The 12,599-nt window shown below is 52.8% G+C and carries 8 protein-coding genes; 3 read left to right on the top strand and 5 right to left on the bottom strand.

The features are described from left to right. Positions 1-2: 2 nt before the first annotated feature. From Q31a_RS16610 to Q31a_RS16600, 3 genes are read right to left on the bottom strand one after another with little or no spacing between them, the layout of a single operon-like run. Entirely contained in the window at positions 3-1,178 is a 1,176-nt protein-coding gene (locus Q31a_RS16610) for a PDDEXK nuclease domain-containing protein (protein WP_197355334.1), read from the bottom strand. After that, positions 1,175-4,162, bottom strand: coding sequence for a DEAD/DEAH box helicase (locus tag Q31a_RS16605; protein WP_197355333.1), 2,988 nt, complete (start codon positions 4,160-4,162; stop codon positions 1,175-1,177). The genes Q31a_RS16610 and Q31a_RS16605 overlap by 4 nt, the downstream gene beginning before the upstream one ends. After that, positions 4,155-4,571: a hypothetical protein gene (locus tag Q31a_RS16600; RefSeq protein WP_145080189.1), complete on the bottom strand. Its 417-nt coding sequence runs from the start codon at positions 4,569-4,571 to the stop codon at positions 4,155-4,157. Before Q31a_RS16600 ends, Q31a_RS16605 begins: the two co-directional genes overlap by 8 nt. A gap of 1,073 nt (positions 4,572-5,644) precedes the next feature. Between Q31a_RS16600 and Q31a_RS16595 the strand changes: the two genes are divergently transcribed. The 3 genes from Q31a_RS16595 to Q31a_RS16585 are packed head-to-tail and all read left to right on the top strand — an operon-like array spanning position 5,645 to position 11,951. Beyond that, positions 5,645-6,934, top strand: a complete 1,290-nt coding sequence (locus Q31a_RS16595) for a hypothetical protein (protein WP_145080184.1) — start codon at positions 5,645-5,647, stop codon at positions 6,932-6,934. Positions 6,935-6,936: 2 nt separating this feature from the next. Then, entirely contained in the window at positions 6,937-9,072 is a 2,136-nt protein-coding gene (locus Q31a_RS16590) for a hypothetical protein (RefSeq protein WP_145080181.1), read from the top strand. Then, positions 9,060-11,951, top strand: a complete 2,892-nt coding sequence (locus Q31a_RS16585) for a helicase-related protein (RefSeq protein WP_145080178.1) — start codon at positions 9,060-9,062, stop codon at positions 11,949-11,951. Before Q31a_RS16590 ends, Q31a_RS16585 begins: the two co-directional genes overlap by 13 nt. Positions 11,952-12,117: 166 nt before the next feature. On the opposite strand, the gene Q31a_RS16580 is transcribed toward Q31a_RS16585, so the two are convergent. Both Q31a_RS16580 and Q31a_RS16575 read right to left on the bottom strand, forming a co-directional pair. Next, positions 12,118-12,342 carry a hypothetical protein gene (locus tag Q31a_RS16580; RefSeq protein ID WP_145080175.1) on the bottom strand — a complete coding sequence of 75 codons (225 nt, stop codon included), beginning with the start codon at positions 12,340-12,342 and terminating at the stop codon, positions 12,118-12,120. Then, positions 12,339-12,596 (bottom strand): hypothetical protein, encoded by a 258-nt coding sequence (locus Q31a_RS16575; protein WP_145080172.1) that lies wholly within the window; start codon positions 12,594-12,596, stop codon positions 12,339-12,341. Before Q31a_RS16575 ends, Q31a_RS16580 begins: the two co-directional genes overlap by 4 nt. Between the last annotated feature and the right edge of the window lie 3 nt (positions 12,597-12,599).

The following is a 12,599-nucleotide window of genomic DNA, read 5'->3' as shown; positions in this document are numbered from 1 at the left end:
GGCTACGCATCCTCACTTTCTGTGGATGCTGCTTCGTCCAGTGCAGTTTCGAGCTGATTCTGCAATTCCTGAGGGCTCGGGAGTTTTGACTGAACGTCTGTCGGCAGTAATTGGTAAGACGCGACACCCAGGGGCTTTTCCAGATGTCGTAACGTGTATTCCACAATGATGTGATTGTGTTCTTTGCAGAGGATCAGGCCGATGGACGGCTGGTCACCTTCTTTGGCCAGTTGTTCGTCCACCGCAGAAAGATAGAACGACATTTTTCCGGCGAATTCCGGTTTGAAGGATTCAACTTTAAGATCGATCACAACAAAGCAGCGCAGATCGAGGTGGTAGAAAAGCAGATCCAGATAGAAATCCTGCTCGCCAACATTGAGATGGTACTGACGACCGACGAACGCAAAGCCTTTGCCAAGTTCCAATAGAAAGTCAGTGAGTTTCTTCAGCAGGCTGGCTTCCAGCTGACGTTCACTTATATCGTGTGCGATACCAAGGAAACCGAAGTGATACGGATCTTTGATCAGCTCACGAGCCAGGTCGGACTGAGGAGCCGGCAGGGTTTGCTGAAAGTTGGTGATTGCGGCGCCCTGACGTCCGAAGAGATCCGACTCAATCTGGTGAGCCAGGACGGCTCGCGACCAGCCGTTGAGGGTGATTTGCTGAGCGTACCAGAGCCGGGATTCGACGGTGTCGAGCTTTTCCACCAGTAGGATGTTGTGCCCCCACGGGACAATTGCCAGCGATTCGGGAACTTGTCCCACAGGCTGTGGGACTATTGATGGTTGTGGTTCGCCGCCCAAACGTCGCGCAGGTCGCGCGACTTTTTCGGTTGGAGGAGCCCCTGGTAATTGTCCAACAGCCTGTTGGACATTTGTAAGTCCCTGCGAGTAAGCAAGATAGAACGATCGCATGTAGAAAATATTCGATCGTGAAAAGCCCTGCCTGTCGGGGAATCTCGCACGCAGATCCAGGGCGATTTGCTCAACCACTTTGTTGCCCCATCCGGCCTCGTTCTGCTTGCAAACGATCTGCTTTCCAATGTCCCAGTACAGACTAACGAGCTCGCGATTCACTGCCCGGCTGGCCGAAACGTGAGCCGTGGCGACGCGATGGCTGAGCGTCTCGATGAATTGGCTGTAATCCTGCGGCAGCGTTAAATCCTGGTTGGCCATCATTTGACTCCTTCAATCACCAGGACCAACTGCGTCGAAGGTTCCGTCGATGCCGTGAAGTAGGTATCTTGCCAGTTGTCTTCTCGGTCCCGCAAATAGGCGTCCATCTCTTCTAGGTCTTTGCGATACATCTTTGTCTTGCGATGATTCGGTGGCAGTTTATCAATGCGAGATTCGAGCAACTCCTGGCGGCGGTTTTTCCAGTTACGTAGCCTGCGATTCTCGCGTCGTAGGAAGGGCAACAAGCTATTGACGTGTTGCCTACCAAGTTTACGCATATGTTCGAGACTGGATTCCACGGCTGCTTCGATCAGTGGCCCCTGGATTGCCTTGATGTCGCCCGTGTTGCCTTGGTTAATAAGGCTGTCAAATCCGGCCGCGTCCAACGCATCGCGAAGCGACCGGTGCTCAAACCCGCCCCCCTTACGGAATGAAATCGCATGGGCATCCACCACCAACGGAGCTCCGGCGCGGGAGCTGATTTGGCCGATAAAGCAGAAACAGAGCTCACCCTCCTCAAGCTTGCGTGACGTGATGTGAGGGCATTCGCCTCGTTTCATCAACATCAACAGCCGCTCGGTGATCCACTGCAGAATCGGTTGTTGGTCTGTCGCGAGTAGTTCCCTGGACCAATGGCCTGAGGTGTTTCGAGCGGACTTGATTGCGAGTTCCACTCGATCCGGGTCATCTGTTAGGCGGAACTGGTTGTCTTCGGGCCAGGATTCGACGGGGACAGCGGTTGCCCCAAAAACCACATCACCACGGTCATTGGGCGCACCAAGTCGACGCCGCAGATCCTTGGGGGCGTTGAGCAGCATCAACTTTCCGTTTTCTTCGATGGCCGCATAATCCTGATGGAGTTCTGCCAAGTAGCGATAGCCATCCAGCAGGAATTTCTTGTCGTCGTACAGTCGCAGTCGCGAATGCTGCTCACTCGATGAACCAGCTGCCGGATCCGCGGTGGGAACGTCCTCGGTTTCACCCAGCAGGAATTTTAGAAAGTCTTCTTGTCCTGCTGGGTTGGCTTGGCTCAAAACAGATTCCAGTTCGGTCGACTCCGCTTCACCTTCCGAAGAAGGCTTCTCCAACACATCGACATTGCCTTGCAGGATTCCCGCCTCGGCGATGTAGCGTTCTTCCGCTTCCGGGTCGTACAGTTTCAGGACCGTTTCACCCTGGCGCGTTGAACGATTGATCTCCTCGACCTTCTCGATCAGTCGCTCGAAGATTGACTCGTCTCCCTTCAACATTCCATCCCGCGTGCTGACTCGCAGATATCGCAGCACCGGGCTCTCGGTCTGCCCGAAGCGGTCGATACGACCATTGCGTTGAATCAGCGTGATGATCGACCAAGGCAAGTCATAATGAATGATGTTGTGACACTGGTGATGCAGATTGACTCCTTCCGAAGCGACATCCGTTGCCAGCAGCATACGGACGTCAGATGCACCTGTTCCAAATGCCTCAACTGTCTTCATCAGATGGATGTCGGGGCACGAGCCGTTGATCGTGGCCAGCACCTGTTTGGGTTGTTGCTCGAACTTCGGCGAATATTTGATCTTGAAGTCTTTGGCTAATGCCGCCGCCAGGGCATCTTGCGTTTCGCGATACTCCGTAAAAACTAGTACGCGGGGACTGTTTTCCTTGCCATCCCAACCGATCGCTTCTAACTGTCGTTTGAGAAGCTGATACCTGGACGAATCCCGGATACTCAGCGTGCCGAGTTGCGAATCCATACGGTTGAGGTAGGGAAGTTCTGGGCTCTCTGGATCTTTGGCCTGAACAGCGGTAATTCGCTTCTGGAGCGTCTTGCGACATGATTCTGGGCTGGAGAGGAACTGCTTGTAGATGCCATATTGCACCAGCACGTTGTTCTTCCAGGCTTCTTCACTCTTGTTCTTCATCGCTTCGGCGCGCAATTCGGACAGAATCGCGTAGACCTTCTCCTCGCCCTCGGACGCAGCGACGGTCGTCTGATCGATCGGCACAAGCATGCGGTCGGTCAGATCGGCACCTGCATCTTCTCGAACATCCTCCTTGAATCGCATCAAGAAGAAGCCTCTGATGTCTTCGGCGTTGTATTCCTTGAAATCCGGATCGGGGATCGCGGACGGGTCTAGCAATGAAATCAGCCGCCCAAATGTTTCCCGTTTCCCGTTGTGCGGTGTAGCGGTAGTCAGCAGCATCGAATCCGTGCGACGTGACAGCAATCGAGCCAGGCGGTACGCTAGGTGCCGTTCCGGAACGCTGGCACCAGCAACGTTATGGGCTTCATCGATGACGACACAATCCCAACGTGTGTTTTCCAGAAAGTGTCGATAGCTGCCAACGTTCTTCAGCGTGTCGATACTGATGATGACACGTTGATAGACTTCAAACGGATTCTTGTTGGTCGGGATTCGCAGCCGCAGTTTGGCGATTCCAGCAGAGTCGAGTCGCACCAATGGAAATCCAAAGCGATTCCAGAGTTCCGACTGAAACTGAGTCAGCATCGACTTCTTGGCGAGAACCAAAACGCGATTCGCCCGGCCACGACGCATCAACTCCGAAAGCACCATCCCGACCTGAATCGTCTTGCCAAGCCCGACGGCATCGGCCAGCAATAGCCGAGGCCGAAGTTGCTGTAGAGCCCATTCCACGGTCTGGATTTGAAACTGCATCGGCTTAAAGACGCCCATGCCTCTCAAATCCGGCTTGACGCCCGTCGCGGGCATCTGCCGGAGCTGGGCCTCCAGGAAGAGTTTCGCCATCCGATAACCACTGGACTGGTCCTGAACCAATTGAGTCTTTCGGGGATCAACCGGTTCAATCGTGTCCAACTGAGTCAGAAAGATTGCCTCGTGGCCACGAACCAGATCATCCGCACCAATGCAATGAACGGCGTAGTTCTGGTGACTTTGATCGGACGGGTCGACGCGAGTAACCAGCCATTCGGCATCACGACAAAGGACCCGCATGCCTGGCGTGGGAGTTGCAACTCTAGGCATCGTCGTAATCCTCCACGGCCAGGCACAGATCATTGAGTCTGGCAAAGCGAAGGCACGCATTCAGTACTTCAACATCGTCTTCAAATCCGATGGGAGAGTTGAAATCTGGCTCTTCATCGTTGCTGCTAACAAAATATCGAATTGCTCCGCCTAGCCAATACTTGTAGCTTTCCGGCAATTCTGACCATCGACTCAACACGGCCTGAATCGAATCCAATATCGCGATGGCTAGCCGACGATTCACAATTGCATTCTGCAGATACGCTACTTCAGCGTTTTTCGCGTGCTCTTCGGCCTGAGAGAGCAATAGCCCTGCCGAAGCGCCTTGGGCAGAATCCGCAAAGCTACTCAGCGATTCCAACTGGTGTCTAGAAATCCCTGTTGGAAATAGACTGGGATCGTCCGGCATATGCTAGGCTTCGAATTGAGATAGAACTTGATGTACGAAGCTTTAGAGCATATCCCTCATATGGACTGGCTTCAATACGCCGGCAACCTGCAATGTTCTAGATTACCTTTCAGAGTGCCAGTTCAACCAATCATTCCATTCCTGGGGGTGGGGCAAATTTGGTGAAGCAGAGGATCCGCTCGGTTACGTTGTAGCCCGTCCTATTTCACATGTGCTACGAGTACTCTGCGGATTATTTGGAGTTCTACTAGGCGAGATATCCAAACTGTTGCTGCAACTGGTTAATGATCTCACCGGCTCAAGTGGGCTGCAAATTGCCCTGCCGATCAAACATTGATAGAGGGACCATGTCGGTACTGGAGCCTTAGACGCATTGACACATAGTGCGGGTTACCAAGTTGCTATTGTCGCATCATTAGAAATGCTATCCAACGAGGTGCGATCGATGGACAGAAATACCTGCATGCGCGGCATAGTACCCGCCCAACAGTTTCGCCGATTATCACACTTTTTTCAGCGATGAATTTACGCCATCAAAAGCATTTCCCTCAGCGAGTGCAGCATGCCTCCCCAAAACTCCACCGTGATTTGTCAGGACGCCGAAATATGGTGATTGCTTGGAAAGTGACGCGGTCATGAATGATTGGGCAACAACGGTTGGCCAGTATCTTGGTTGCAATAGCTACACACAGAATTTAAGTCTTTGATGTTTGAGTGCATAGTTCTACGTCGCTCGCTCTCAAGCCAGTCTTGACTCTAAAGTAGATCGAGCATGCATTGCCGTTCGCAGCTCCTCGTTTCGATGCCCAACCCTTTTTTACCCCGAGGGTTTACTCGTAAGTATTCCTCCTATGGTAAAAGCACCAAAGTCTACCTAAGTCTACTGGCGTTTGATAGCATGGGCAACGATTCGCCGTCGACGTTGGCTAGGTTATGAGATAGGCCTGGCCACGGTACACACCGCGGGCTGAAAAATGTGCATGTATCTTCGCAATCAAGGGGGGAGTGATCCCTGCCAGCTACCAGTGCTTATCCAACGTGGCTGGTATTAAACCAGGAGGAGATCTGGAAAAATGTCTGTAGTTCTACCTAGCCTGACGACTTTTGATCCGGAGACGAGTAGCGAAGGTGCACTCGATCCATTGGGGCTGTACCTGATCGCGGATCAGTTGGCCACTCGGTTAGTGCCGGCAGTACGCGAGCGGATGCAACGCATCCGGTTTCTGACGGCGATGGCGGTCGGAGCAATCGTTACCGAAGAATTCGAACCGAGCTCGGTCGAGGAGTCGTGCGCACCGTGGTTAGTTTGGGAGTGGTTAGTGGTCGAATCGTTGCTGAGATCACCAACCATTGCATCGGAGTTGCGAGGCGTGCCTGGCACACTTGTAACGAAACGAGCGCTCAACTCGCACAAGTACCTTGATGATAAAAGCTATCTGAAGACACCTCGGATTTTCGGATTCCACGGAGTTTATAAACGGTTAGCAATCCATCTTGGACTCGTTGACGTTCACATGAAACCGCAGGCAGGCGCAGAAGAGCTCGTGCTTGCTTGGGCGCATGATCAAGGTTGGACCAATTTACGGGACGCTAACCCAGTACTCGACGCATGGCGAACTGGAGTGCGACGCAGTTTGGAGGCGAAGCCGCCACGCACTCACACCTACTGGAATGGCGACGCCTGGGAACAACTCGCACAATCATTGAAGCCCGATGGAGCCGGCAAACGCGAACGAAAGGTTCTAAGTCGATTGCTTTTGAATACGGATCATCGTGCACTGGGCGCATTAGGGGACATCTGGGGCCTTCAAGAGAGCATGGATGATGAATCCTATTGCGAAGAGAAGATGGTCGAAGAACTGAAGAACCGAGCCCCAAGTCTATTGCCATTGCTTGATGCGATCTCGTTCTACGAGGCTTTCTGTAGGAAGTTAAGCGATGGATTCAATGTGATACGAACAGAAGCAGCAAAGGCTGATATACGGGGACTCACAGTCACGGACTTGGGGAGCGATCAAGCTTTTGAGAGCTCCGCCGCAAACCTAACAGACGCGTTCGAAGCGGCTTACACTTCGCTCCAAGTTATTGACAATGGCCTGGCGAGTCAATTTGATGAGCGATTTCAGAGATTCTCTGGCCTAATGCCTGTCGAGGAGGTTTCGATCGCATTGTGTGAGCACCACGAAGCGATTCAAAAAGGAAAGAATGATTCTGGAAAACGAACTTGGTTCGATCGCTTGGGTGGTGACCGCATCTACTTGCGTCATCAGTATCGCGAGAACGTTCCTGGACCGCAGCCCGATCGGCTTGTCCATGCCTACCGGGGCCGTCCTATCCGCAATTTTTACAAGGATCTGCGGTAGCTATGGCAAAGAGAAAGAAGGCCGATTCGGCAGTGGCGATGCTAGAGCTATGGCGACCTCCCGCGGATGCCGGCGAGGCGATTGGCTGTCTAGCCACGACGTTTACGTTTCAACCAAGCTTGTTTGAAGAGCAGTGTCTAGCTCGTTTCCTGCAAATCGACTCCGATCCACAGCGCGAAGAGCTGGCCTACTTGCTCGAACGAGAAGCGAACTTGGGAAGAGCTTATGCTGGCGTTCTCGTCGATCGCACGCAGTCCGGCGTCGAGCACTCAATGCGATGGGACGTTTTGCCGGTTCGCATTCCCAACGGAAAACAGCACGCCAAATTGAGCCTTCTTGCTTGGGACACTTGTGTCCGTGTCATTGTGAGCTCGGCCAATCTGACTGCCCAGGGATATCGCAGCAACCAGGAAGTCACGCTCTCCGTTGATAGCTTTCCCAATTGCATCGCGAGGTCGATTGTCCGCGAGGCGATTCGTTTTCTTCAGTCACTTAACGACTTTGTTCCCAGTGGAGACGATGGAAGTCCTCAAAAGGAACGGGCATTGGCGTTCTTGAATCAAGTGACGTCCCATACTGCGGACTGGAAGAGTCTGCCTAGCGATCCCATGGTCCGGCAAACATTAGTAGCGACGTTACCTCGCAACATTCGAACCGGCGAAGCAAGCCGCAGTTCGCTCGCGGAAACGTTGCAGGACTGCTCCAAAGCTGGCGCACCTGAGGAGATCTGGACGGCTTCACCGTTCTTCGATGTCGGAAGTGAAAACGACGCGACGACCGAAGCACTCTGCAAGGCAATGGCGAGAGGCCGTACACGTTCGATCTATTTTGCAGTACCTTCGTTGGATCCATTAGGCAGTGAATCGCCGCGTTTAGCCGCACCCAAGAGCTTGTTACATACGAGTAAGAAATTTGTCGATCGGGTTGAGTTCGAAATTCTTCCTCATGCAGATGTCGAAGGTCATGAGCGCCCGTGGCATGCGAAAATGCTGGCTCTGCGTCGCAACAACGACGCCGGCGGCTACTCCGCTCTGATGATTGGCTCGTCGAATTTTACGAAAGCAGGCATGGGCATCAAGGGAGTCTCCAATGCGGAACTCAACTTACTTACCATCGTGAAGCTGGGCGATAATTCCAAGCTTGTAAGACAATTGGATCAGGTATGGCCGGAGATGGAAGTAGTTGACAACCTCAGTGAAGACTTACTTCAGGGCCCTGTTTCGGAACTGGAAGAGGAAGAGCGGTCCGAAGCGTCGAGCGTCCCCTTGGGTTTTGTTTCCGCGTCCTTTCACACCGGCGATTGCTCGAAGCTAATCATCGAATTCAATGCAGCCTCACTTCCAGCCGAGTGGATTTGCCTGTCACTCCCTGAGAAAGATTCGTTTACGCTAACAAATGACGAGTGGCAAACATCAGGTTGTGAGGCGAGGTTTGAGGCGATTTGGCGCCACTCGTCGCCGCCAATACGTTTGCTCGTGAGGTGGGTTTCGAGTGAAGGGGCATGGACTGAAGGATTTCTTCCCATCAATGTCGACAACCCAAGCGATCTTCCGGCACCAACGGAAATTGAGAGCATGTCGTCCGATGAGATATTGATGATTCTTGCCGCATCAGATCCAGGGGCCGCCTTAAGAGTCTGGGCGGCTGGGAAAGTGATGGTCGACAGTGGGTTTGATGAAGAGTTGGACTCTGCCAATCCTGTGGATTTGGACCCACTTAGGAATTATTCGTTGGCGAATACGTTCCTTCGACGAATACGAACCCGTGCCCAGGTTTTTGCGAGACTGAAGTATAACTTAGAACGCCCTGTACGCACGCAGAGGGCCCTGCTCTGGCGGTTGGAGGGCTTCATCGGTGTGAAGGTACTCGCCGAGCGTTTGTGTAACGAGGCAATCAATAGTGCAGGGAACTCGCAGGAAGCGTTGTTGTCGCTGATTGACTTCACAATTCTTTTGCGAGAAGTCAACTACGTTGGAGACGATGCGTCGCTCAACGCAGATCAGTTTAACGAAGTCTACCTACCGTTTCTTCAGACCTTGGTGAACAATTTGAACCAGTCGATCCGTAGCCACACATCCAAGTTTGGAAAAGAGCTGCTTGCATTTTGGGGAAGGATTGTCAGACAATGTCAGCAGTAGATCCCTTTCAGCTCATATCAAGCCTCGTCTTGGGGTGCAAGCAAAACGCACATATACCTGCGTCAGATCAAGATCGCCAGCGCCGAGAGACAATTGAGATCCTTAGACGTCTCAGCATCCAGCCCGGCGTAGTTCTGGCGGATGAGGTCGGCATGGGAAAGACATTTGTTGCCTTGGCGGTCGGCTATTGTGTCGGATTGCAGAGCAAACGCGGCCCCGTCGTTGTGATGGCTCCTCCCAATTTGATCGACAAGTGGGAGAATGACCTGAAGACATTCTGTGAACTCTATGTGGATGGACATAAACCTGTCGATTGCAACCAGGGGACGCCCAAGGAGCTACGGGCCACCAACGCGTTTCGTTATGGAGTCGCGCGGACCAGCGTCGACTTTTTGAAGCTGCTCGATGATCCAGCTCGCACACGGTCTCATATGGTGTTTCTTGCTCAGGGGGCGATGGCCAGGCGTCAGTCTGATAAATGGGTTCGATTGGCCTTGGTTCGTGAGACTTTTCGCCGGCACGCTCGTGGCAGGTCTCCGCTTGTGCAAGTGCGAAAAGTTGCCCACCGGTTCATGGCTGAATTACTGCAAGCTTTAGGGACGCAGTCAGCCAGCAGCTGGGGGGAGGACCTTTGGTACAGTTTGCTATCCACAGACCCCAAAGAATGGAAAGAGCTCTTCAACGGGAATGTTGCTAACGAGAAACGCCATCTCAAGGACGATCCTGTGCCGAATGCTGTCGTCAAGGCACTCGAACGCGGCAAACTTGATCTTCGCTCGCTTGCCAAGTCGTTAGAGCAGATGCCGTTGCGAGCCAGCAGCAATTTGACCGCTCGAATTACGGCCGTCCGCCACGAGCTCAAGAATATAGAGGATAACACTTGGCGAGTATTGCTAGCCCAAGCGTCTTGGCGATCCCCACTACTGATCCTGGACGAGGCTCATCATCTCAAAAATCCATCGACCTCTCTGGCGCGACAATTGCAATCGCCAGATTCGGATCAGGACTTAAGGTCAGGTGAAGGTGCTCTCTCCGGTTCATTCGATCGCATGTTATTCTTGACAGCGACTCCATTCCAGCTTGGACATCAAGAGCTTATTCGCGTGCTACGAAGATTTGGAGATATACATTTTGATAAACGTTCTGAAGTCATGTCGCCCGAGATTCTGCACCAAAAGCTGGATATCCTTGAGCATTCCCTGACTGAGAGCCAACGAGCGGCGATCCAGTTGCAGAAGAGCTGGCAGAGACTCGGGCCGACAGACATGCCACCTGATGCCGATCCCAATCATTGGTGGCTGGCGATACAGTCTCAAGACTTGGAGTCGCTAAGTCCACGACAAAGATCCTTGCGTGAGTCCTTTGAAAAATGTCTCAACTCACGAGTTAAGGCTCAAGAGCAACTTCGGCCTTGGCTGATTCGCTACAACAAGACAGATGACTGGGCGAATGTAACCGTGAAACGCAGGATCCGGTTTTGCGGAGCTGCGATCACCGATGACCAAGAGTGTGATGAAGGATTGGCGGTTCCTTCCGAACAGCTGTTGCCGTTCTTTCTCGCTGCCAGAAGTGCGGCATCGCCAGGTAAAGAGTTACTTGGAGAAGCATTGTGTTCGTCGTACGAAGCCTTCAGACATACTCGTGAACACAACCAACATGGACGTGACGAAGAGGAGGGAGTGGAACCGAAGCCTCCTGTTAACGATACAACTCATTCTGCGTGGTACCTCAAGGAGTTCGATAACGCGTTGCTGGCGACCACCGGCGCGGCTCATCCGAAGATCGCGGCAACTGTACAACGAGTTGTCGATCTCTGGGAACAAGGAGAGAAGGTTCTAGTCTTCGCTTTCTACCGACAGACGGTCCGAGCACTTCGGTTGCACGTTAGCAGGGAGGTTGAGAAACGAAGCTACGCTCTTGCACGGCGACGGTTTGCAGCAGCAGGACAAACTGGTGAGACGAATCAGACCATTGACGAACTCGTTTCCAGAATTCAGCGAACCTATTTTGATGACGCTAAGACGATCGGGCGTCGTGCATTGGATGAAGCATTGTCTCAGATTGTTGATACGAAGTTTGAGCATGTTCACAGCATGGCAATCTCGGCGTCGGATCGCGATGGACTGGTTGAAATCATGCGTAGGTTTATGCGGGTTGCTACGACCTTGGTCCGTGCCTTTCCCATCCATCAGCTTGACACAATTAGCCCGCAACAAGCAGTAAAGATTATGCTCAATCATGAGGATGGCTCGAAATTCTCATGGCTACGGAAGTTTGAAGGGTTCGTTGACTTCTTTGCCCATCGATGCTCGACGGCCGAGCGAGCAGGGTTTCTGGACGCAGCCCAGCGCACATCTACAGGGGCGATTCGCATCAAAATCGATGGGGCTCTATCTGCCGATGAAGCGGACGAGAAAGATGAATTCACAATGACTTTGGCCAATGTGCAGGAAGCGACAGGGTTGACCGACCGTGACCAGCGTACTCGTCTGATGCGCGCATTCAACACTCCCTTCTTTCCTGATATCCTGGTATGCAGTGAGGTTATGGGAGAAGGTGTTGACCTTCATCGATACTGCCGCTACGTAATCCATCACGATTTAGCATGGAATCCCAGTCAAATCGAACAACGAACGGGCCGAGTCGATCGGCTTGGCTGCAAAGCAGAGAATCGTCATTCGATCCATGTATACCTGCCGTATCTATCCGGAGCGTCAGATGAACGTCAGTTTCGGGTGATGCGTGATCGCGAACAATGGTTCCGCATTGTCATGGGGCAGGATGAGGTTACCAAGCTCATTCCAAACGACGATGCAGGTTGCCGGCCCAATCTGCCCCAAGAATTCGTAGAGCAACTTAGTTTCAGTTTGGAGATTTAATTGCGTTAATGAATCGATATTTATTACCGCAATGCCTGGTGGGGCGATCGGACTACTGACGACTTCAGCTTGTAGTTTTATCTTTCTGATTCCTCCAGGAGCTAAAAGAAAGGGCTGTAGCTCGGTGAAGTGAGCTACAGCGTGAAGCGTACTTGGAACTACGCGGTTACCGGCGTCGGCGGTGCATGGCCCGGATTTGGTGAGTTGGTTGGACTGGCGGTTTGGGCTTGCTTGGTGTGGTTCGGATGTCACCGCTGTGGTAGGCGGTGAGGATGATGGCAGCGGCGGCAAGTACGAAAGCGAGCCAGGAGCCGAATGCCCAGCCAATCAGGCCTCCAATGATTAGAGCTCCCTGGAAAACGGCAGAGTTGAGCTTGAGACGTGCGTTCATATCGAAAATTCTCCGTGAAGATTGTGGAACCAAGCATCGAGCCAAGCCACCTCGGCTTGGAGTGCTTGGCTGCGAGTGGTAAAAGGCCCTAGTTGCGGGCCAGAGATGGGACTGAGATCTGCGATCCATTGCCCATCGGAAGTCGGCTCGACATGCGAGGCTCGGCGGATGTCTAGTGCACCCACCGAGCCCAAGTCGAGCGTCTCGCTGTAGACCGACTGGCAATTGCCGTCGGTCGAGACGTAGAGTTTCATAGC

Source organism: Aureliella helgolandensis (genome assembly GCF_007752135.1).
GTDB lineage: Bacteria > Planctomycetota > Planctomycetia > Pirellulales > Pirellulaceae > Aureliella > Aureliella helgolandensis.
Note: the sequence above shows the minus strand (reverse complement) of the source record. Positions and strands in the feature narration are given on the sequence as shown.